Here is a 22,117-nt window from a genome sequence, read left to right as displayed (position 1 = left end):
ATCTGGCGAGGTTATCGAGAACTCACCCTACTACTTGACGGAATGCGTCTGGCGGAGCAAACCAGATCGAAAAGTTGTGGGTAAAGACAAGCCCATACGCCCCAGGCGATGTTGATTCGGCCGACCGGCAAGATGCTTTACAACGGAGCGATCGACGATCGGCATGTTCAAGTCGGTCGCAAGAAAGATCACGCCGCCAAGTCTTATTTGCGAGATGCGATCCGCTCCGTCATCGCTCGACGTCCGGTGGATGTGCCGAAAACGAAACCCATCGGCTGCTTGTTGGAGGATCCGCCAAACAAAGCGATCGAAGGCGAGGTGACCTACGCACGCGATGTTGCGCCGGTGATCCAAGCGAACTGCGCCGGGTGTCATTGCCAAAACGGGTCGGCTCCGTTTCCGTTGTTGAGCTACAACGATGTCAGTGGTCATGCCAACCAAATTTTGGAAGTGACGCATTCACGGTTCATGCCGCCGTGGAAACCGGCCGCTGGGTTCACGCGATTTCAAGATGAACTACGGTTGACCAACCATGAGATGTCGTTGCTGAACGTTTGGGTTCGCGATGGCAAACCGGCGGGCGACCCGAAGGATCTTCCGGCCCCTGTGCCGACATCGAGTGGTTGGCCACTGGGTGAACCGGATTTGATCCTAGAAATGAGCGACACATTCTCGATCCCATCCAGCGGCCCTGACATTCGCCAGTACTTCGTCATCCCAACTGGTTTGAAGCAACACCGGTTGGTCAACGCGATCGATTTTCATCCTGGGACGCCTCAATCCGTTCACCACGCCAGTTTCTTTCTGGACACCAAAGGAAAAGGGAGACGATTGGACCAATCGGATCCAGCGCCGGGGTACTCCAGTTTTGGCGGGCCACGCTTTGAACCCGAAGGCACACTGAGCAGTTGGTTTCCAGGAATGAGCCCCCGACGATTGCCCGAGGGGATGGGACGTTTTGTGCCAAAGGGCAGCGACATCGTGGCGGAAATCCACTACGTCACGACCGGCAAACCACATCAAGACAAGTCGAAGATTGGGATCTACTTCGCGCCGCCGTCGGCCAAGAAGATCGTCACCGAAGTCCAAGTCGGCAACAAACGAATCCGTATCCCGCCGGGCGAAAGTCACCACTTGCAACGCGCGACGTACACGTTGCCCGTGGACGCGGTGTTGCTGGATGCGGTGCCGCACATGCATATCTTTGGCCGCGAAATGAAAGTTTGGTCGAAGTCACCCGATGGCGAGACCAAACCGTTGTTGTGGATCAAAGACTGGGACTTCAATTGGCAAGGCAAGTATTCGTTTGCCGAACCCGTGCGGTTGAAGAAGGGAACGATCCTTCACGTGGACGCTTGGTATGACAATTCAGCCAACAACCCTTTGAACCCAAACTCGCCGCCCAAGCCGGTCTCGTGGGGTGCCGACTCCACCGACGAAATGTTGATCTGTCATTTCCAATGCACTTGCGAAACGATGGGTGAATTGAACGAATTGATTCGGCACCAAAAGAAACACATCGCCGATCGACAATAAGCATCAGGGGCCTCCACCCCGATCTGCCGATACTTGCCCCGTCCGGGGCCGAACGTGCATGAACGGCTCCGGAGTAGTCCGCGTTGCTAGCTCGGGGTGGAAGCCCCGAGACCATTGATGAAGATCACGATGTCGCCCCGGACGGGGCCGGCGTGGACAATCGGCACTTGGCGTGGCTAGCACCATCGCCAAGTCCGAGGCCTCGCTGACGTCTCTGCGCGTGAGACAACCTGCCCGCTTCCGTTGAGCGAAGTTATGCTTGCGTCGATTCAAGTCAGAAACCATTGAAGGTCGTTCCGTGTCAGCATCTGAAACCACCCCACCATCGAATCACGGGATCGGCATCCTGGGTGGGTCCTTCGACCCGGTTCATGTCGGGCACCTCTGGATGGCCGAATCGGCGCTCGAACAATTGCCAATTGACCATGTGCGTTGGATCCCGGCGGCGACCAGCCCGCTCAAACCCCACGGCCCGGTGGCCAGCAACGAGCACCGTCTGCAAATGCTGCGGTTGGCACTCAGCGGACAATCCGGGCACGTCATCGACGACTGGGAACTCCGGCAAGACAGCGTCAGCTACACCCTGCTGACCCTGGAACATTTGCAGGAACAGTTTCCAGACCGCCCGCTGTATCTGATCATCGGAGCCGATTCATTGGCCTCGTTTGATCGCTGGCGAGAACCCAAGCAGATCCTGAAACGGTGCCAATTGGCCGTGATCGCTCGCGGAGGAGACCCTCCACCGGACTACTCAATTCTGAACGGAATGACTGACGAATCGCAATTTCAAAGGATTCGTGAGTCTCAGATCCGGATGCCCCAGATCGAAATCAGCAGCAGCGATCTTCGCCAGCGAGTGGCTTCTGGACGGAGCATCCGTTTTCAGGTCCCGCATCCTGTGCGGACACTGATCGCCCAAGAAAAGCTTTATCAGGCAGAATAGGCAAAAGGGATTGCGTGGAAACGCCGATCTCGGCACACTGTGTGGCCCGCGATCGCAACCTTTTTGCATTCTCGGGACACATTGGCGAGCCGGAAACATTGGTTTTCCGGCCGAATCAGTCCATTCGCCTTCGATATTTTCGAAAAGCTTCATGCCTCCACGTCCAATGAGCACGCGTAGCCGTGCCCGCAAACGCTCACGAGTCCGCAGCCGTACCCGCCGCAAGGACCCCATCTTCGTCGATGGCCATCGTCCACGTCCGATGTACGTTGACTACAAGGACCTCGAATTGCTGTCCAAGATGGTCAACCGTCAAGGACGCATCATGGGCCGCCGCAAGAGCGGTTGTACCGCTGCCAGCCAACACGCTGTCACCTCAGCCATCAAACGCGCCCGCTTCATGGCTTTGCTGCCATACGTCGGCGAATAAGCCAAATCGGCAAATCAGTGAACGATTCTGCCTCTGACGGAGCCCCAAGCCAACGGGCTCCGGTCTACCAGACCCAACGCCGCGTCGAGTTTCGAGACACCGATGCGGCTGGAATCGTCCACTTCTCGGCTTTCTTCCCCATGATGGAAGCGGCCGAACACGAGTTCCTGCGATCGGTCGGCATCCCCGTGATGCCGCACCACGAATCCGAGGAACGATTGACTTGGCCCCGAGTCGCCGCCAGTTGCGACTTTCACGGCCCCGCCCGATTCGAAGACATCCTGCAGATTGATTTGCATGTCGACCGTATCGGTCAATCCAGCATCAGCTATCGCTTCGAATTGACCTGCGAAGGCCGCCGCATCGCCACCGGCAAAATCACCGCCGTGTGCTGCGACCTGAAAGCGGGCGGCAAACTGGTCAAAACCGACGTGCCCGATGACCTGCGTCAGCGATTGTCCGGCCCCCAAAACGACTGAACAAACACATGCCCGCGACTTTCGAAGGCTTCGGCCTGAAACTGCTGTACCCAGACAACTGGACGCTGGTCGAGCGAGCCGAAGACGAAGGCGACCAGGGTGCCACGTTCGATCTGCCCGGCGGCGGATTCGTTTCGCTGGAAACGCTGCCAATCACTCGAGAAGACGAAGTCGTCCTGGGTGAAATCGACCAAATGCTCCGGGGACAATACGAGGACTTGGAACGCGACAACGTTACGCTGCCGGGTGCCACGGAAGGCGAACGCGCCGTTGACCTCCGGTTCTACTACTTGGACCTCGTCGTGATGTCACGCGTGGTGCTGCTGGACGCCCCTGCCCCGACCCGCGAACAAATGCCCATCGCCGGACGGATTTTGGCTCAGCTCCAAGCCGAAATGTCGGATTTCGAAGCCGCCGAGCAGGTCTTCAACGCGATTCTGCAACAGATCCGGATGGCCGAACTTCCCGAAGAAGCGTAGTCAACGAAGGCGGGCCGCTGGCCAGAGGAATCGCAGCCAACTGAACCATCGCAAGCAAACTCAGACCAGGTCTTGCTTGCGCTTTTTGCGTCGGTTCTTCCCACATTCGCGGCACACACCGCTGACCAGCATCCGGTGTCCGGATACACGAAAACCGTGTTTTGCGGCGGCTTCGTCTCGCGTCGCGATCAGTTCCTCGCTGCGAAACTCGATCAATTTGCGGCAACGCGTGCAGTACAGGTGGTCGTGGGGCGGGTAGCCGTAGTCCAGCTCGTAAACCGTTCGGCCGTCGAGCTGAAAGCAGTTCAGCAAGCCGGCGTCGACGAACTCCCGCAGCGATCGATACACCGTCGCGGAGCTGACATAGTTGGGCTCGCCCTTTCGAGGCAATTTCTCGATCAGCTCATCGGCGTCGAAATGGGCGTGCTGAGCGAAGATCTTCTCGACCAAGAACTTCCGAGGCTTGGTCTGCCGCTGGCCCTTGCTCTGCAAATACTCCTCGAACCGCTCTTGAGGAGTCAAAGCCACCTCGAGACGTTCAAGAGATTCGGGAACCGAAGACACGTCAGACAAAACGGACCGCTGTGAAAGAGAGAAGAATTGCTTGCGAGCCACTATAGCAGCCCTGTCTAGATTTGTCCCGAGCTTCCGCCTCCCAAAACATTCATCTGAAAACGGCATTTCCGCTCTCGACTTTTTGAAACGCGGTCGATATCTTCCGCAGCCGATTGAAAAACAGTGACGATTGCTCATTCTTCAGTGATGGCAATCGAATCACTGCGATTCAATCAGCACGACACCAGGTCTCGCCCATCACGGGCGCGGCGGAAGTGTGTTGGCAGGACGTTTCCTAGCGGAATCGCTCAATCCAAACGCACAACGTTGCCATACCGCAAGGTGCCGCAACCTCCATTGCGATCTCCCCAAGGTCAACACGTTATTGCGCCCAGGACGCGGCTCGATAACAGCGAAGAAGAAGTCGGCCAGGGTTCCATCGGAACCCTCAGACGAAGCCACGTGGCTTCGAAGTTTTGACTGCATTTCGTATCTCAACTGACCTTGATCCCCAATTGGAGGCACCCCAGCCGCATGATCGCATCGACCATTCTGCGCGCACCCAACGCCCGAACGGCTCAGCCGAACCTTTCCTTTGACCTCGCGAAAGAACTCGCTGAAAAACACGGCACACCACTTTTGGTCGTGTCACGATCCAAAGCCATCGAAACGTACTGGGCGATGAAAAACGCCCTGCCCGGTGTCGATCTTTACTATGCGGCGAAAGCCAACCCGGACCTGCACTTTTTGTCGACACTCAACGGCGAAAATTCATTCATCGACGTATGCTCGCCTGGCGAACTAAAGGCGGCACTCGCCGCTGGCTTCACGCCGGATCGCATGCTGCACACTCACCCGTGCAAGACCGATGCAAACCTTTGGGAATGCTATGAAGCCGGAGTGAACTGGTTCGTTTTCGACAACCCGATCGAAGCAGAAAAGATCCGCCGACTGACTCCCGATGTGAACTTGTTGTTGCGATTGGCAACGACCGGAGCCTCCAGCCGAATCAACCTGTCGGCGAAGTTCGGTTGCCCCATGCACGAAGCGATGGAACTGCTTGCAACGGCGAAAGCCAAAGGCCTGAAAATTCGTGGGTTCTCGTTCCATGTCGGCAGCCAGTGCCTCAACCCGCAAGACTATGTCGAAGTGCTTCGCAGCGTTCGTGCAGTTTGGGACGAAGCCACCCAAGCCGGACACCACTTGGAAGTCCTCGACATCGGCGGCGGTTTCCCAGCTCCGTATCGCGAAGACGCTCCTTCGATCGAAGCCTTTGGCGAAGTCATCACCAACGGACTGCGAGACATCTTCGGCGACCTGCCGATTCGTTTGATCGCCGAACCTGGTCGCGGGCTGTGCACCGAAAGCGTGACCTTGATCACTCGCGTGATCGGCAAGAGTCGTCGATGGGAACTGCCTTGGTTCTTCCTCGACGATGGAATCTACGGATCGTTCTCGGGCAAGATCTTCGACCACACGGACTTCCCGTTGCTGGTCGAAAACGATGGGTCCCGCGAGACCGTTCCTTGCGTGGTCGCCGGACCAACCTGCGACTCCACCGACATCGTTTCGCGTGACCAATGGCTCCCCGATCTGGAAGTCGGCGAACTGGTCTTGGTTCCGTCGATGGGAGCTTACGCTGCCGCCAGCGCATCGCCTTTCAACGGATTGCCGATGGCCAACAGCGTCGCGATCGACTGACGGACGACACGCCGATGGGATTGATCGCCGCCGTCCTGGCCTATTTGTTTCTCACGATCGCGATCGGGTTGTTCGCAGCCCGACGCGTCGACAATGCGCAGGACTTCATGGTCGCGGGACGCTCGCTTCCGCTGTACATGAACTTCGCTTGCGTCTTCGCAACTTGGTTTGGTGCCGAGACCGTGCTTTCGGTTTCGGCCACCTTTGCCGGCCAAGGACTGCGTGCCATCCCGGGCGACCCGTTTGGATTTTCGATCTGCTTGGTGCTCGTGGCGTTGTTCTTCGCGCGAGCCTTCTACCGAATGGACTTGCTAACGATCGGTGACTTTTATCGCAAACGCTATGGTCGCTCGATCGAAGTTTTGACGTCCGTTGTCATCTCCGCTTCGTACCTGGGCTGGGCCGCGGCTCAGCTCACCGCACTTGGCCTGGTAATTTCAGTCCTGGGCAAAGGCATCGGCTACGACGCGCTGACCATCAACCACGGCATCGTGATCGGCTTCACCATTGTTGCCTTTTATACGGTGATGGGCGGCATGTGGTCGGTGGCGCTCACCGACATGATTCAGACGTTCGTGATCATCATCGGTCTGTTAGTGGTGTCGGTTTACATGGCTCATGCGGCCGGCGGCGTGTCTGTCGTCATCGATTCTGCTCGCGAATCGGGGCGTCTGCAGGTCTTTCCCGACTGGGGGCAATCCGGTCAGTGGTGGATCTACATCGGTGGCTTCCTGACCGCGGCCCTGGGTTCGATCCCACAACAAGATGTCTTTCAGCGAGTCACCAGCGCCAAAGACGAACGCACCGCCATGACGGGAACCTTGCTGGGCGGGACGTTCTACTGCATGTTTGCGTTCGTACCGATGTTCATCGCTTACGCCGCGGTGGTGATCGATCCGGATCACTTGCAGCAATTCAACAGCGAAGACCTTCGCGAAGTCCAGCGAACACTTCCGCACGCGGTCATGCAATCCACACCGTTCTGGGTGCAAACTGTTTTTCTCGGTGCATTGGTCTCGGCAATCCTTTCTACCGCCAGCGGAACATTGCTCGCGCCGAGCAGTCTGATTGTCGAAAACATTATCCGTCCGTTTCGATCCGACCTTGACGACAAAAACATGTTGCGTTGGCTGCGAATCGTCCTGCTGATGTTTGGTGCCTTGGCTCTTCACCAAGCCTTGACCAGCAACAACACGATGTACGAAATGATTCAGCAGGCGTACAGCGTGCCGCTTGTCGGTGCACTGGTTCCGCTGGCCGTCGGGCTGTATTGGAAACGAGCGACCACTCTCGGAGCGATGGCATCGATCGTGTCCGGTGTGGCAACCTGGCTAGCGTTTGAATACGTGCTGCCGGAGTTCTTGATCCCGTCGCAACTGATGGGGCTCGCCGCCAGCTTTCTCGCAATGGTGATCGTGTCGTTGCTTGACAAGTCGGAAAGTGTTGCGTCCGACGCTGTGCAACGAAAAACTGAGGATTGATACGGACAATGCGGCGTTGGTCATGTATCTGCCCCACGCCCCAAAGGGGCAGCTATATCGTAGCCCCAGGCATCGCCTGGGGTTTTGTTACGGAGGCTACAACGCGAGCCCCAACGGGGCGGCCCTAACAGAGAGCCCCCAAAAAATGCTAGGACCGCCCCGTTGGGGCTTTGCAATCTTGGTCTCGCCACAACCCAGGGCGTTGCCCTGGGCTGTCATAGGGCTGCCCCGATGGGGCTAAATCGTCGAACACAACTTGCGCAAACGAATCCGGTCCGCAACACCAAAGTTTTCGCAGTCCAGTCTAGTGCTGTGCAGCGCTGACTTGCTGATCGCGGGTTTTCGCTATTTTCGTGAACGGGTGCACGACTCGCTTTGTTCCAAAGCATCGGCGGGAACGTCAGGTACAACCTGACCTACGGTTTGGGGGACTTCACTGCTCGTGTTGCTGCACGATATCGAGGTGGACTTCTCGCATGGGCAACCAGAAGTCGTTCTTCAACTTTGGGTCGTTGGAACGCACGATGTTTAAACTGATCTGCAGTTTTTTGAGCACCGTGTCGAACTGGCTCTTCGTGCACGCCAATCGCTCGATGGCTCGCTTGCGAAGCGCACCGGTGTAGCCCGCTTCCAAACGGATCAGCTCAAAGATTTCTTGACAGAGCACATCCAATTCGTGGACGGGCTGGTACGCCTCCGCGTAATGCACTTCTCGGAAATGCTGCATCTCCATCAGCACCGCATCGCCACCGCGGATCTTCCCGTAGAAAACTTCCGCGGGATAGGTTTGCGGGATGCGAGTCTTCCAGTCCCAGACGGCCGTCACCTTCGGGCTCCAACCGCCCGCCTTGGGTTTCTCTTCCGATAAATCGGTGTTGTCCCACAACGACGGGTGCGGCGAGTTCTTGCTGCCGAAGACGGTGACCACCGTCCGTTCAAGAACAAACTGATAGGCCTGCTCAAAGGTCTTGATCATCAGGCGACCTGCTTTTTCAATCGACCCGTTGGGTGATCTCGATCAAGTGGTAGCCGAACTGTGTTTTGACGGGACCATGGACTTTGCCCAGATCACCGCTGAAGACCACTTCGTCAAACTCTTTGACCATTTGACCGGGGCTGAACGTTCCCAACGCTCCACCGGATTTGCCGGATGGGCAGGAGGAAAACTCAGCGGCGATGGCACCGAAATCCTGCCCTTTTTCGATCTGATCTTTCAGATCCTGACAGGCTTCTTCCGTTTCAACGAGGATATGTCGTGCACTTGCAGTGGCCATGATGGTCTCTTGGGTTGTGTTCCGTCGTGGGGTGGTATGGGGGCCTGGCGGAGGTCGAAAGTCGCTCGCCAGCTTCGGCCACCATGGTGGCTTGCTAGGAGCAGTTCGAAAACCCCTGCTCACAGCACCTTTCCACCTGCTTGCAGGATGGTTTCGATATGGGATAGGTTCGAATGCCGCGAGACCATCCATCGGAGCGAAAGAGTGGCGGGCTCGATGAAATCCCGTCCCAAACGGGTTCAACGCAGCCTCTTTCCCTACTCGCGAAAAGATTCCTTGGTTCCTGCCCACGCCCGTCTCACCAGATCGACACCATGATTTCCCGACTTGTTTTTCAACCGCTCCTGATCAGCCTTGTCACACTCCTGACCTCGCAAGGACTCTCCTCCGCGAAAGAGTGGTCCGTGCCGGTGGCGGGCAATGCGTTCCGCACACAGCCCGAACCCGGCGGCCGAGCGATGCGACGCGGCGGCTCCTTGCGGCTTCGCGATTCGGCCGAGGTCCACTCCGTCTACTTTCATGTCGATGACGCAGACACGCTTGAGTTAGGACTGAAAGGCAACGCGAGTGACCGCCCCGCGACCATCCTCGTGACCATCGGCGAAACCAAGCTCTCCTGCGATCTGGAACTCGCGTCTGCCAAGACCTACCCGCTCGGTGAGATCGAGGTCGCGAAAGCGGGCTACGTTCGAGTCGATCTGCAACTTGCACCAGCCGCCAATGGCGAAGCATCCGGATCCGCACAGATCACGGACTTGGTGGTCACACCCGCGAAAGCCGACCTGCAACTCGACTATGTACAAACAAACGATGGCAACATGTTCTATTGGGGTCGTCGCGGCCCATCGGTCCATCTCTCCTACCGATTGCCCCGAGGAATGAACCTGACGTACGCCTACAGTGAGATCACGGTCCCCGTCGGCCAAGACCAAATGGGGACTTACTTCATGGCCAACGGTTTCGGCGAAGGTTACTTCGGCATGCAGGTCAACAGCCCCACGGAACGGCGAGTCCTGTTTTCAATCTGGAGCCCCTTCCGCACGGACAACCCCAACGAGATTCCTGACGAAGACCGAGTCGAGACGCTTGCAAAAGGCGACGACGTCATCGCGAAAGACTTTGGCAACGAAGGCTCCGGCGGACAAAGTTTCTTTCGCTACCCTTGGGAAGCCGGCAAGACGTACCGCTTCCTGACCGAAGTCAAACCTGACGGCGACTCCAACACGTTGTACACGTCCTGGTTCGGCGACAAAGCGAAGAACGAATGGCGATTGGTAGCGACCTTTCGACGCCCCAAGACTGACAAGCATCTGACCGGCTTCCACTCTTTCCTCGAAAACTTCTCGCCAGAACAAGGCCATCTGCAACGCTCGGCTCACTACGGCAACCAATGGGTTTGTGATGTGAACGGCAAATGGCATGAGATCACGCGAGCCAAGTTCACCGGCGACAACACCGCTCGCGGTCGTCATCGGCTGGACTATGCCGGTGGAAGCCAAACCGACCATTTCTTCTTAAAGAACTGCGGCTTCTTTTCAGAACCCGTTGATCTGGATCAAACCTTCGAGCGAGAGTCCACCGCGGGCCAGCAGCCTGCAATCGACTGGGAGCAGTTGCCGCGCTGATCCATCGCAACTCCACTCTCGTAGTGGACGAAGCAAAGATTCCCACGCGTGGGTCGTGCGACCGGACTCGTGGCCTCGTCCACTACCATTCAAACAAGAACCACTCATGGACGAAATCGTCTATCACGACCGATACACCGACGAAGACCGCATCGAAAAGGTGTATGGCGACAAGGCATTGCGTTGGACTTATGGCACCATCGCCGGACGCCTTTCGCTTTCTTTGGTCGTGAAGCGAACGCTGTTCTCGCACTGGTACGGTTGGCGAATGGACCAACCCAAGACTCGCGAAAAGATTGCTCCGTTCATCCAAGACTATGAACTCGATGCGGATGAGTTCGTGCGTAATGTAGATGAGTTCGCCACCTTCAACGAGTTCTTCTTTCGCAAGCTGAAACCCGAAGCACGCCCGATCGATGCGGATCCGAACTCCGTGGTCTTCCCCGCGGACGGCCGGCATCTTTGCATTCCCGACCTATCGAAATGCGAAGGGCTGTTTGTCAAAGGCGAGATGTTCTATCTGCCGACGCTGCTGCAAGACTCCGCCCTCGCGGATCGCTATGCGAGCGGCAGCCTGCTGCTTTCGCGATTGTGCCCGATCGACTATCACCGATTTCACTTTCCCGCCGCCGGCGTGCCCGGTGCGAGTCGCTTGATCAATGGACCGCTGTACTCGGTCAATCCGATTGCACTGCGTCAGAACATTCACATTCTGACCAGCAACAAACGTTGTCTCACGCAGCTCGAGACGGAGTCCTTTGGAACGGTGCTGTTGCTAGAGATTGGTGCCACCTGTGTCGGCAGCATTCAACAAACCTACTCGCCCGGTAAAACCATCTCAAAGGGCGACGAAAAAGGCTACTTCCGGTTCGGTGGCTCCTCGACCATGGTCCTGTTCGAACCCGGCCGGATCCAGTTCGATGCGGACCTCATCGAAAACTCGCGTCAACACCGCGAACTCTACGCTCGCATGGGCGACCACTTGGGGAACCGCCCCGACAACGCCGGATGAGCCGAAATTTTCAATTTTGATGTCCCGATCCGTGTTCTTGGTTCGTCACCCTCTTAGATGACGTGGCTATGCTGCCACTGTCGAACCCAAAACCTTCGTTTGAAAGAACACCGATGCCGAAATTCATGTTTGTTTATCGTGGCGGTTGCGACGAAATGGAAAATGCTTCTCCGGACGAGATGCAAAAAGTCATGCAACTATGGATGGACTGGATCCAAGACGGGATGAAAGCAGGTTGGTTGATTGATGGTGGCGACGGACTGAAACCCGAAGGCGCGACCGTCCATGCCGATCTGTCGGTTACCGATGGACCGTTCACCGAGTCCAAAGAGCTGGTTGGTGGCTATTCGATGGTTCAAGCCGAGAACCTCGCCGCCGCAGTGGAACTGGCCAAAACGTCACCAATCATCCATCACAAAGGCGCCGTCGAAGTTCGCGAATTGGCGAATGTGGGCCAGCCCGAAGAAGCATGACCGACTCGAGCGGCCATTTGGTCGAACACTTCTTTCGGCACGAGTCCGCCCATTTGATAGCGGTGCTGACTCGTGCCTTCGGGATCCGTCGAATCGACTTGATCGAGGACATGGTTCAGGTTGCCATGTTGGAAGCCATGAACGCATGGAAGCAAGGCGGAGTGCCCGACAACCCCAGTGCGTGGATCCATCGTGCAGCCAAGAACCGAATCCTGGATGCCTTGCGCCGTGAAAAGACGTTGGCCCAAGCGATTTCATTGGCGGGACCAACGCTGGACGTCCAAGAGAACACCGTGGAAGAGTGGCTGAGCGAAGAGCAATTGCCGGACAGCTTGCTGCGGATGATGTTTGTTTGCTGTCACCCAACACTAAACCGTGAAACGCAAATTGCGCTGACGTTGAAAACGCTTTGTGGCTTTGGGCACGCCGAGATCGCTGGCGGATTGTTGCTGCCGATCGAAACGATCAGAAAACGAATCACTCGTGCCAAACGTTCACTCGGGGAAGCCAACGTTGCGGTGGAACTGCCCTGCCCTGACGAAATCGCGCAGCGTCGCGGCGTCGTTCACGATGTGCTGTATCTGATGTTCAACGAGGGACACAGCACCTCACAAGGGTTCCAGCCGATCCGCGACGACATTTGTGAAGAAGCAGCAAGGTTATGCCATTTGCTGAGCGAGAGCGAACACGGCTCGCCCGCCACAAAAGCTCTGCTAGCGTTGATGTTGTTTCAAGCCGCTCGTTTGGAATCTCGAACCGACCAACAAGGAACCGTGGTTCTTCTGGAGGACCAAGACCGTTCAAAGTGGGACCGGCGACTGATCACCATCGCGCAACACGAACTGGCTCGTTCGAAAACTGACACGCCCACGACCTATCACTGGGAAGCAGCCATCGCGATGCAGCACTGCATCGCCAACAGTGTCGAAGCAACCGATTGGTCAACTATCGTTCGTTTTTACAATCGCCTGCTTGAGATCCACGGGTCGCCGATCTACGAACTCAACCGAGCCATTGCGAGGGCTCAAGCGGGCCAGATCAACGAGGCACTGATAGAGTTGCAAACGCTCCAGCAATCCGGTGCAATGCAGACCTATTTGTTGCTGGATTGTGCAATCGCCAGAGTGCATGAACTGGGCAACCACACGTCACAGGCAATTGACGCCTATCTGATCGCGTTGTCCAAAGCCAAAGCCGATCACGAGAAACAACTAGTCGAAACGAAACTGCGAAAGCTGCAACAGGCATAGAACGAAAAAACCCTCGCAAGGAAACTTGCGAGGGTTTTTCGTTGAATCGTTTCTGTCAGGTGATCCATTGGATCACTTGGCTGGACGACTTGACTGTTTTACTTGTCAGTGAAGTCCAAGAACCACCAGCCGTCGTCCCATTCGAGCGACACTTTACGCCATCCCAAAGGAACTTGTGGGTAGGGGTAGAAAGGTCCGATGTATGGGAAAGCCGATGGGCTGTACTGTTGTGGGTACGACAGTGCGGCGTAGTTTGGATACGCTGCGTAGCCAGGCCATGCGTAGTTCGGCAGGTTTGGCGAATCGTAGCGAGGTGCTCCGACGGGTGCGGCGGGAGCCATTGGAACGGGTTGTCCCATGACAGGTGCCTGAGCCATTGGTGCGGGTGCAGCTTGCATGCCACCTCCGTGAGTCACCATGCTGCCGGGAACAACCATTTCGCCGTTGATCATTTGTCCGCCAGCTTGTCCGTAAGAGACGGGACGAGCTTGGACCTGACCGCGATTGGCGGGTGGCAATGGCTGCAGTCCACCGGTGCGGTGCGAAGCAGGTGTTGCAACCAAACCTGGGTTCGATCCAGCCTTCACGGTCATCAGATCGCGAACGCCGCGTGCTCCAGGAGCGTGACGAGCGATTTCAGCGATCAACTCACGTTGCGATGCCGATGCGGCTTCGCCGGTGATTTCAACGATGCCGTCATAAGCGTTGACATCGACACCGAAGTCTTTCAAGTGACCGACCGATTTGGCTTTGCCCAATGCGGCGGCGACCGAACGAGTGATCGTATCGTCGTTGTTGGCTTCTCCGCTAGCGTTTTCCCAAGCAGCAACGGTGCGGGTTTGCGAGTCAGCGGCTTCTTCGCCGGCGACAGGTGCAACCGTACCTGGAACCACTTCTTGAGCTTCGGTTTCCAAAGCACCCTTGAAGTCAAATGCTTCGGCGGGCTCAACTGCTGCGATGGCAGCGGCTTTGGGTTTGTAAAGCTTGGCTTCGAGAACTTCGAGTTCGTTGACAACATTGACAACGCCGTCGACGTCTTTCAAAGCGGCCAAGACCAAGTCTTGCTGCTCCGAGCCATCGACTGTGCCGCGGAACAATACCACGCCGTCGTTGACTTTCATGTCGAGGTTGAAGTTCTTCAGCTGACCTGCATCACGGCTGACTTTGAGCCGCTGCATGACTTCTTGTGCAATCTCTCGATCACCGCCAAAGGCCTGAGCAGGCCCCAGCGTGGCGATCGCGGCCATCGCCAGTCCAAAATATGTGCGTCGCATGGAAATGCCTCCCTACAGTCCTTTGTGAGGTGTCATCACCGACCGCCGTGCTCGTGGCAAAAAGGAACGGCCGACAGCCGGTCCGATCGGTGCTATGGACTGTTTCGGTTGTAACGAGGCCTGAACGGCAGGTTTTTTCCGATTTTGTGGATAAATCGACACGGGCGTCGCCGAACGGCCCCGGAAGAACCGCCGTGCAACAAGTCGAATCCGAAATCAGCCGGCAGAGAAAAACCGCTTGTTGGTCCCGCCGCTGCCGATCGGAATCTCCATCCGAGCACCACACTTGGGGCAGCGTCCGCGATAGGCGGTCCGTTGGTCGTTTCGGTAAATGCGGCCGTAGGTTTGACAGCACCGAAACTGAATACCAATGAATGGACGCGGATTTCCAGGTGTTCCATCGGGACCTGAATCCGATCGCGAATCGGATGCACTCGCATCACCGCGCACGTCGTGCACGACATCAAAGTGATTGCCAACGTCATATCGGGGCGTGGGATCGACCATGGTTGTTTCCCAAGACCGAATGAAGAAACGAGAAAGGGAGCGATGACTGAACTTGGGACAAGCCAGAAGCTTCAAACCGCTTTGAAACATCGAAACCGGAGCAACGACGCCCGGTCGACCAAATCAAGCGCTCGGTTCACCCGAGGATTCTGACTCGGGCTCTCGCAGCTGTTCAATCGCCAATCGCAATTGCTTGCGAGCCCGATTCAAACGACTGCGAACGGTTCCGATGGACAGTTCCAAAATCTCAGCCATTTCCTCATAAGAAGATTCGTCCATCTCCCGCAAGACGAGAATGCTGCGGTGCTCATCACTGAGTTGCTGCAACGCGAGCTGCACCAGCGAAACGTCATCCTGGCGAATCATATTCGCATCGACCGCCTCACCATCGCAGACGACTTCCTCGCCAATTTCCTCGCGTTGCTGGTCCAACGACAGTCGAACCTTTTGACGCCGTTTTCGCGACAAAGCGATATTGAATGCGACTCGATACAGCCATGTGAAGAATTGGCTGTTTTGCTGAAACGTGTCGAGCTTCACGAACGCCCGAATGAAGGCCTCCTGGGTCACTTCCTCGGCATCGTGGACCGAACCGGTGACATGGATCATGGCGTGATGCAGCCGGTCTTGATGACGGATCACCAAGCCTTCAAAGGCGGACGCGTCACCCGACAGCGCCGCTTCGATCAACGCCCCTTCTTCAGTCGGCGCACGATTCGCCGTGGTGCGTTCGTTTCGGTTCGAGCTGGCTGCGTCCACTTCCCCTCAACTTGATGATCGTTCGATGGCCAATCAGTTTAACTCAAACGAGTCGCCTTGTTGCAAAGCATTTGAGTCATTCCCAGATGCTTGAGCCTCTCGAACGTCCTCATCGAAATGATCCGAGATTCCGCCGTTTTCATCTTCATCGCCCATCGGAGCACGCGATTCCCCGTTTTCGTCTAACCACAACGGAATCGTTAAAACTCCGAAAAACGAAACAATCAATCCAACTTGCGACGCCTGTTCACTGGGCCAGAGATGAGACGCAACGAGTCCCCGCCACAGCAACAATTGCACGCTCATCGCCACCGGCAAGCTCACAGCGAAACGGCCCAGTGAATCTCGCGATTGAGCGAATGCGCACATCTCAAGAATTTTCGCGAAGATCGCCGCGATCAGAATCACCCCCATCACGGCTTGCCAGCCAACCACGATCGCCGGGACAGCGATCAAAATCATCAAATCGATCAATCGCCGAGTCGACGAACCGAGGGGATCCATCTTCATGTCCGCCATGGGACAAAAGCTCTTCGCCAGAACTCGAGCAAAAAAGCCTGCCGCCACCAGCGAGGTCAACAAACGCATTCCAATCTGAACCAACGTCACGGACCAATCACCACCGTGAGTCGGCCATCCAGACGGCGGCCAGAACCCACCCTCCGACGGATTCGAATCACCGACCAATTGCCACGGAACAACCATCGCTTGAGGCAGGGCAAACATGCCGCCGATCAGCGTCACCGCTGCGAATAATGTGAGCCTCGGTGGCAAAGTGTTTCCGTCGAATCGGATCAACCCTGCGGCCCACCCGGTCGCCAAAGCGACCAAGTGATAGAAAATTAACGTCAACAAATCCACGTCAACGTACGGGGTCGACAACCAATTCGTCCGCACGCTATCGCCCAAATAGGGCAGACTCCAACGAGTCAGTTCGGTCGCCCCGACCAGAGCAAACGTGATCCCGACAAGCGTTTCGACGATCGGGTATCGCGATGAGATCGGAAGCCGGCAATCTCGGCAGCGCCCGCTCAACCACAGCCAACCAAAGATCGGAACATTATCGCGAGCCCGAAGCTGGTTTCGACAACGTGGGCAGAACGAATGGCCGTTCACATTCAAACGCTGAGGCAATCGCCAAACGACGACATTCAGGAAGCTGCCGACACTGGCCCCTACCACCAAGAAAAAAGTAAAAATGACCACGTCGTTGGCTCGCGGGGCCAGCAGATCGACGGCGCGAAAATGTGGGTGCACCCGAGTCACCATGATTGCAAACGCCCACACGTAAACCATCGATGCGAGCAGATACCCGATCAGCAAGCAAACAGCGAGAATTCGATATGGTGAGCGTCGTCGCGACAAAATTGCATGGCCCTTGGCGTGTCCGCACACTCTACTAGCCAAGCCCCGAACTGACGACTCCCATCCCAATGGATGCTGCTCATGACTTCCACGCTCCCTCCCCAGCGGCATCAATTCGCCAACGACCACCCGCCCCGCCACGAGGGCGACTACGTCGTCTATTGGATGATCGCCCAACGGCGACTGCACTGGAATTTCGCGTTGCAGCATGCGATCGACCGGGCACTCGAATTCGAGAAACCGCTGCTGATCTTCGACCCCCTGCGAGTTCGTTACCAATGGGCCAGCGACCGAATTCATCGATTCATCATCGAAGGGATGCGAGACAACGCGGCCGCGGCCGCATCTCTGCCGGTCGTCTACTACCCCTACGTGGAACCAAAACCGGGAACCGGCTCGCCGCTGCTTCATCGGCTAGCCAAACAAGCTTGCACCGTTGTCACCGACGAGTACCCGTGTTTCTTTCTGCCGCACATGATCGACGCGGTTAAAGACAAGCTGCCGGCCCGCTTGGAATTGATCGACTCCAATGGAGTGCTTCCGTTGCGAGCGGCGGAGAAGACTTACACGGTCGCGCACAGTTACCGGCGGTTCATGCAGAAGAACATCCTGCCTGCTCTCGAACACTTGCCTCTCGCAAACCCGCTGGATCGAAGCGGCAACCGCCCTGCCCTGCCCTGCCCCGATGGTGATTCGTTGGCGAAACGCCGAAAGGAATTGCTACCGGCCAAAATCCTTTCCAAATGGCCCGCCGCTGATTTCGAAAAGCTGCTCAGCGAAGATGGGCTGTCGAATATCCCGATTGATCACTCGGTTCGTCCGGCCAATGAGACCCCCGGTGGAACAGTGGAAGCCTCACGCCGCTGGGAAGAATTCCTGGACTCCAAACTGTCGCAGTACAACGACGACCGCAACCATCCCGATAAACACGCCACGACGGGATTGAGCCCTCACCTTCATTTCGGTCACATTTCGGCGCACGAGATGGTTTCTTCATTGCTGGAACACGAGGGTTGGTCCGCGGACCAGACATCCAAACCCAACGGCAAGAACAACGGCTATTGGAACGTCAGCGAAAACGCGGAAGCCTTGCTCGATCAACTGCTGACATGGCGAGAGATCGGCTTCAATTGGAGTTTCCAAAATCCAGACACCTACGACTCGCTCGAATCATTGCCGGACTGGGCGAAGAAGACGTTGGCCGAAACGCGTGATGACGAGCGGCCGCATCTCTACACGCTGGAGGAGTTTGAGAATGCCGAGACTCACGACGAGCTATGGAACGCGGCGCAGCGTGAATTGGTTGCAACCGGCGAGATGCACAACTACATGCGAATGTTGTGGGGCAAGAAGATTTTGCATTGGACAAGAACGCCCGAGGAAGCCCTCGAGTTCATGATCCACCTGAACAACAAGTACGGCCTGGATGGTCGCGATCCCAACTCGTACTGCGGCATCCTTTGGGTGCTCGGCCGCACCGACCGAGCCTGGGGCCCCAAGCGTCCCGTCTTCGGCAGCGTCCGTTACATGACCAGCGACAGCACCCGAAAGAAACTTAAGCTCAGCAAGTACCTCCAGCGGTTCGCTTCGAAAACTGAATGACGTTGGGTTCTTTGACGCTCAACATTATTTCTCTTGCTCAAGTTGGCTGGACCGTACGAAGGTTGACCTTGGGTTGAAACCCCAAGGCTTTCGGCTGCCGTCGCTCCGCGACTGGTTGTGCGTATTGGGAGGGAGCCAACAACCGCGGAGCGGTGACCGTTGTCAGCCACCTCGTAGCCGACGGAGGCCCTCAGTCGGCATCAACACAACCATCGCTGCAAGCGATGGGCCCAGCAAAACGTGGCTATAAACAGACGGATGCCGGTGGCATGGCTGAGGCTTGTTTGCCGACGAAGGGCCTCCGTCGGCTACCTGGAAAGCCGGATACCCCAAATTGGGCTCCGCGTTTCGGTTAGATTAGGCTCGCTCTTCCGGGGCAACCTCATTGAATTCTCCATCGTGTCGCGCATCCACCTGAAACTCCCGAAGCATCATGAAAGTATCACTTGCGGTCTTCTTGGCTCTCACCCTGACCATTTCCATCCAGGCAGAAGAACTTCCTGCTGTCGCCGTCGCGGGTGATGGTGCGTTGGTTTCGTCACAACAGATCTTCGACCTGGACAACAAACCCACCAAAGAGAGTCATGCGTCCACCATCGTCGAGACACCAACCGGTCTCGTCGCGGCTTGGTTCGCGGGCACTCGGGAGCGTGACCCCGATGTCGGCATCCGCGTCTCTCGCAATGAAAACGGCCAGTGGACCGAGTCAGTCGAGGTCGTCAATGGTGTCCAGTCATCGACGCTCCGCTATCCCACTTGGAACCCGGTGCTGTTTCAGCCCACCGAAGGCCCGTTGATGTTGTTCTACAAAGTTGGCCCCAATCCACGGGATTGGTGGGGCATGCTGACGACATCCGAAGACGGTGGGAAAACTTGGTCTTGGCCGACGAAACTGGGCGAAGCCCACACGATCGGACACCTCCTTGGGCCAGTCAAAAACAAACCGATTCAGCTCGCCGACGGAACGATTCTGTGCCCCTCAAGCACCGAAATCGAGTACGCGGATGGATCCTCCCACTGGCGAGTTCACTTCGAAGTCTCCAAAGATCTCGGCAAGACTTGGGAGGTCATCGGGCCGATCCAGACCGGCGAAACCTTCCATGCGATTCAGCCAAGCATCTTGACCTACCCCGATAACCGTCTGCAAATTCTTTGCCGCAGCCAAGAGAAACGCATTGTCGAGAGCTGGTCCAAGGACGGCGGAAAAACCTGGAGCACGCTGACTGCGACCGACTTGCCCAATCCCAATTCCGGCACCGATGCGGTGACTCTCAATGACGGACGGCAAGTCTTGATTTACAATCACTCCGAAGGCATGGTGAGACGGAAAGACGCTCCCGACCTGAAGCCACGCCGGATTCTGAATCTGGCGATTTCGTCCGATGGCAAAACTTGGAAACCAGTTCTGACCTTGGAGAATGAAACCGGACCTCACCCGAAGGACGCGGATCGCCGCCGGCACTTCGGTGAGTACAGCTACCCGGCCATCATCCAAACCTCTGACGGGATGCTCAACATGGTCTACACGTACAACCGGGAAGGCGTCAAACACGCGGTCGTTGACCCGAGCAAGCTATGAGCACCACCGTAGCCGACGGAGGCCCTCAGTCGGCATGAACACAACCAATCACAGCAAGCGGTTGGTCTCCCAGCAAGCACGTGGCAATGGGCGAATAGATGTCTGTGGCGTTTCTGAGGGGTTGCTTGCCGACGGAGAGCCTCCGTCGGCTACTTGTCCGCTCGGTACCGCCCACCATTCGTGGCGTTTAACTACCGAGGATTCGAGGCAGATTCCAGACCGATCATTGAGCTCATCCTCCCAGCAACCCCGTAGCCGACTGAGGCTCTCAGTCGGCATGAACACAACCAATCGCAGCAAGCGATTGGTTCCCCCAGCGAGCATGTGCAATGAGCGAGCAGATGTCTGTGGCGTTTCGGAGGGATTGCTTGCCGACGGAGGGCCTCCGTCGGCTACTTGGTCGCTCGCGATGTTTCGCTGTCGTGATCTGCAGCGACAAAGGTTTTGAGTTACTATCCTGCTCTTCCGCCGAAGTACTCCATGCCCCTCCCAGGTAATTCGACATGCTTCACCTGAAGTACGATCGCATCGTCTTGCTCGCCGTCGCCGCATTGTTCATAGGCGTCGCTGACACTGCTGCGCACGCGCAATCTCCTGCTTCGTCCGTCCAAACGGGATTGCCTCCATCCCTGCAGTTCGCTTCAGAGGACGCGTCGTTTTACTACGCGTTGACGAACAACCGCCTGAAGTGGGATTGCTGGCTATCAATACCATCACCACGCCGATCCAATCCGCGTCCAAGCTCAGCCTCTGAAATCCTTGCAGCACATCGGAGAAAACCCGGCGTTATTCAGTGCATCAGCGGACTGGGATAACGATGGGACACTGGACAAATGGTTGAACCGGATCCAAGAACGAACCAAGCAGGCCATGGCTCTCACTGCCGAATCCCCAGACGCATCGCCGTCCGGCCAAATGGACCCAGCGATGGCCGCGGGACTCACGGAATTGTTCTTGGCAACAAAGGATGACCTGCTGCCATCGGTGGGCAAGGAAACAGCCTTTCTGCTCGACTTCGATCAGCGAAGCCGACAATGGCATCCCATGGCACCGCCGTCCGCGGATGCTTTGCCGATCCCGCCCCTGCACTTGTTTATGAGCTCACTGACGCCGAACGACATCGCCGCGCGTGGCGTCGCTATTTCGACACAATCAATCCTCTGTTTGCGGCGTTTGGTCCGTTGATGGGCCTGCCGCCCGGACAAGGATTGCCCCCCGCGATGGAATCAGCAATTCCCGATGGCGTCTACCTGCAGGTGCCTGGTGTTGAACTGCTCGGTGCCGACCCAAAGTTCTCGCCTGGGCTGGCACTCACATCAGACTGGGCGGTCTATTCGCTCTTCCGAGAACAAGCCGTCGACTGTGCCCAAGCGAACTCGCCTTCGTTTCCACCGCCTCTGAACGACCTCAGCCGACCATTGATCGCCGCCGGGCACATTGATTTCCTGCAATGCGCCGACGCGGCGCAAACTTGGCTGGAGTACGCCATGCCGATGGTGCGACAAATCAATCGCAACCAAGAGCCACCCGACTTGGATGCAGAGCCAAGCAACGCGCCGGACATGGAAGAAACGGCCGAATTGGTCGCCATCGCAATCGACTTGCTCAGGCAGATCCCGTCCTACACGCATGCCACGTACGTGCAAGACAACTCAGTCGTCACCCAGTACGTCGTCAAGATTCCCACGCTGCGTCCGGCGGCGAATCAAGAGTGATCTCGAAGGCGCACCATCGACGACCTTTCAAATCGGTCGTGACGAATGCTCTCGACAGGCTCCCGGTCAATGCCAACC

Annotated in this window: 23 protein-coding genes; 15 read left to right on the top strand and 8 right to left on the bottom strand. The window is 56.9% G+C overall.

Annotation, left to right across the window (positions count from 1 at the left end):
- The first annotated feature begins 108 nt into the window (after window positions 1-108).
- The 5 genes from CEE69_RS30475 to CEE69_RS30455 all read left to right on the top strand — a co-directional run bounded on the left by CEE69_RS30475 (window position 109) and on the right by CEE69_RS30455 (window position 3,867).
- Window positions 109-1,536, top strand: coding sequence for a thioredoxin family protein (locus tag CEE69_RS30475; protein ID WP_233215806.1), 1,428 nt, complete (start codon window positions 109-111; stop codon window positions 1,534-1,536).
- Window positions 1,537-1,795: 259 nt separating this feature from the next.
- Entirely contained in the window at window positions 1,796-2,479 is a 684-nt protein-coding gene (gene nadD / locus CEE69_RS30470) for a nicotinate (nicotinamide) nucleotide adenylyltransferase (RefSeq protein ID WP_099264277.1), read from the top strand.
- A 151-nt stretch (window positions 2,480-2,630) separates the two neighbouring features.
- Complete coding sequence (rpsR, locus tag CEE69_RS33435) at window positions 2,631-2,909, top strand: 30S ribosomal protein S18 (RefSeq protein WP_233215804.1); 279 nt, start codon at window positions 2,631-2,633, stop codon at window positions 2,907-2,909.
- Window positions 2,910-2,926: 17 nt separating this feature from the next.
- Entirely contained in the window at window positions 2,927-3,388 is a 462-nt protein-coding gene (locus CEE69_RS30460) for an acyl-CoA thioesterase (protein WP_099264276.1), read from the top strand.
- A gap of 8 nt (window positions 3,389-3,396) precedes the next feature.
- The gene (locus tag CEE69_RS30455; RefSeq protein ID WP_099264275.1) at window positions 3,397-3,867 is read left to right on the top strand and encodes a hypothetical protein; all 471 of its coding nucleotides are present in this window, start codon (window positions 3,397-3,399) and stop codon (window positions 3,865-3,867) included.
- 60 nt (window positions 3,868-3,927) lie between these two features.
- On the opposite strand, the gene CEE69_RS30450 is transcribed toward CEE69_RS30455, so the two are convergent.
- A complete protein-coding gene (locus CEE69_RS30450) occupies window positions 3,928-4,482 on the bottom strand; it encodes a Fur family transcriptional regulator (protein WP_099264274.1) in 555 nt (184 codons plus the stop codon).
- A 474-nt stretch (window positions 4,483-4,956) separates the two neighbouring features.
- Here CEE69_RS30450 and CEE69_RS30445 point away from each other — a divergent pair, with 474 nt between their 5' ends.
- Entirely contained in the window at window positions 4,957-6,123 is a 1,167-nt protein-coding gene (locus CEE69_RS30445; RefSeq protein WP_099264273.1) for a type III PLP-dependent enzyme, read from the top strand.
- A gap of 14 nt (window positions 6,124-6,137) precedes the next feature.
- Window positions 6,138-7,604 carry a sodium:solute symporter family protein gene (locus tag CEE69_RS30440; RefSeq protein ID WP_099264272.1) on the top strand — a complete coding sequence of 489 codons (1,467 nt, stop codon included), beginning with the start codon at window positions 6,138-6,140 and terminating at the stop codon, window positions 7,602-7,604.
- Between the two features lie 345 nt (window positions 7,605-7,949).
- Here the strand turns inward: CEE69_RS30440 and CEE69_RS33795 are convergent, their stop codons facing one another.
- From CEE69_RS33795 to CEE69_RS30430, 3 genes are read right to left on the bottom strand one after another with little or no spacing between them, the layout of a single operon-like run.
- On the bottom strand, window positions 7,950-8,063 hold the full coding sequence (locus CEE69_RS33795; protein ID WP_143549380.1) for a DUF1589 domain-containing protein: 114 nt from the start codon (window positions 8,061-8,063) through the stop codon (window positions 7,950-7,952).
- Window positions 8,038-8,580: an AlkZ-related protein gene (locus CEE69_RS30435; protein ID WP_099264271.1), complete on the bottom strand. Its 543-nt coding sequence runs from the start codon at window positions 8,578-8,580 to the stop codon at window positions 8,038-8,040. Before CEE69_RS30435 ends, CEE69_RS33795 begins: the two co-directional genes overlap by 26 nt.
- Before the next feature lie 16 nt (window positions 8,581-8,596).
- The gene (locus tag CEE69_RS30430) at window positions 8,597-8,878 is read right to left on the bottom strand and encodes a peptidylprolyl isomerase (RefSeq protein WP_047815937.1); all 282 of its coding nucleotides are present in this window, start codon (window positions 8,876-8,878) and stop codon (window positions 8,597-8,599) included.
- A gap of 314 nt (window positions 8,879-9,192) precedes the next feature.
- Between CEE69_RS30430 and CEE69_RS30425 the strand changes: the two genes are divergently transcribed.
- From CEE69_RS30425 to CEE69_RS30410, 4 genes are all read left to right on the top strand, one after another.
- Complete coding sequence (locus CEE69_RS30425) at window positions 9,193-10,503, top strand: DUF3472 domain-containing protein (protein ID WP_233215803.1); 1,311 nt, start codon at window positions 9,193-9,195, stop codon at window positions 10,501-10,503.
- A gap of 106 nt (window positions 10,504-10,609) precedes the next feature.
- Window positions 10,610-11,515, top strand: coding sequence for a phosphatidylserine decarboxylase (locus tag CEE69_RS30420; protein ID WP_099264270.1), 906 nt, complete (start codon window positions 10,610-10,612; stop codon window positions 11,513-11,515).
- 113 nt (window positions 11,516-11,628) lie between these two features.
- Window positions 11,629-11,988 carry a YciI family protein gene (locus CEE69_RS30415; RefSeq protein WP_233215802.1) on the top strand — a complete coding sequence of 120 codons (360 nt, stop codon included), beginning with the start codon at window positions 11,629-11,631 and terminating at the stop codon, window positions 11,986-11,988.
- The gene (locus CEE69_RS30410) at window positions 11,985-13,238 is read left to right on the top strand and encodes an RNA polymerase sigma factor (RefSeq protein WP_099264269.1); all 1,254 of its coding nucleotides are present in this window, start codon (window positions 11,985-11,987) and stop codon (window positions 13,236-13,238) included. The genes CEE69_RS30415 and CEE69_RS30410 overlap by 4 nt, the downstream gene beginning before the upstream one ends.
- 98 nt (window positions 13,239-13,336) lie before the next feature.
- Here the strand turns inward: CEE69_RS30410 and CEE69_RS30405 are convergent, their stop codons facing one another.
- From CEE69_RS30405 to CEE69_RS30385, 4 genes are all read right to left on the bottom strand, one after another.
- A complete protein-coding gene (locus tag CEE69_RS30405) occupies window positions 13,337-14,512 on the bottom strand; it encodes a BON domain-containing protein (RefSeq protein WP_099264268.1) in 1,176 nt (391 codons plus the stop codon).
- A 216-nt stretch (window positions 14,513-14,728) separates the two neighbouring features.
- A complete protein-coding gene (locus CEE69_RS30395; RefSeq protein WP_099264281.1) occupies window positions 14,729-15,019 on the bottom strand; it encodes a hypothetical protein in 291 nt (96 codons plus the stop codon).
- A 123-nt stretch (window positions 15,020-15,142) separates the two neighbouring features.
- A complete protein-coding gene (locus tag CEE69_RS30390) occupies window positions 15,143-15,778 on the bottom strand; it encodes an RNA polymerase sigma factor (protein ID WP_099264267.1) in 636 nt (211 codons plus the stop codon).
- Window positions 15,779-15,811: 33 nt separating this feature from the next.
- The gene (locus CEE69_RS30385) at window positions 15,812-17,173 is read right to left on the bottom strand and encodes an A24 family peptidase (protein ID WP_099264266.1); all 1,362 of its coding nucleotides are present in this window, start codon (window positions 17,171-17,173) and stop codon (window positions 15,812-15,814) included.
- Window positions 17,174-17,308: 135 nt separating this feature from the next.
- Between CEE69_RS30385 and CEE69_RS30380 the strand changes: the two genes are divergently transcribed.
- The 4 genes from CEE69_RS30380 (at window position 17,309) to CEE69_RS30360 (ending at window position 22,039) form a co-directional block, all read left to right on the top strand.
- Complete coding sequence (locus tag CEE69_RS30380; protein WP_099264280.1) at window positions 17,309-18,745, top strand: cryptochrome/DNA photolyase family protein; 1,437 nt, start codon at window positions 17,309-17,311, stop codon at window positions 18,743-18,745.
- 433 nt (window positions 18,746-19,178) lie between these two features.
- Entirely contained in the window at window positions 19,179-20,324 is a 1,146-nt protein-coding gene (locus CEE69_RS30375) for a sialidase family protein (protein ID WP_099264265.1), read from the top strand.
- Between the two features lie 870 nt (window positions 20,325-21,194).
- A complete protein-coding gene (locus CEE69_RS30365; RefSeq protein ID WP_143549379.1) occupies window positions 21,195-21,509 on the top strand; it encodes a hypothetical protein in 315 nt (104 codons plus the stop codon).
- A 35-nt stretch (window positions 21,510-21,544) separates the two neighbouring features.
- Complete coding sequence (locus tag CEE69_RS30360) at window positions 21,545-22,039, top strand: hypothetical protein (RefSeq protein WP_143549378.1); 495 nt, start codon at window positions 21,545-21,547, stop codon at window positions 22,037-22,039.
- The last annotated feature ends 78 nt before the right edge of the window (window positions 22,040-22,117 follow it).

The organism is Rhodopirellula bahusiensis (assembly GCF_002727185.1).
GTDB classification, from domain to species: domain Bacteria; phylum Planctomycetota; class Planctomycetia; order Pirellulales; family Pirellulaceae; genus Rhodopirellula; species Rhodopirellula bahusiensis.
Note: the sequence above shows the minus strand (reverse complement) of the source record. Positions and strands in the feature narration are given on the sequence as shown.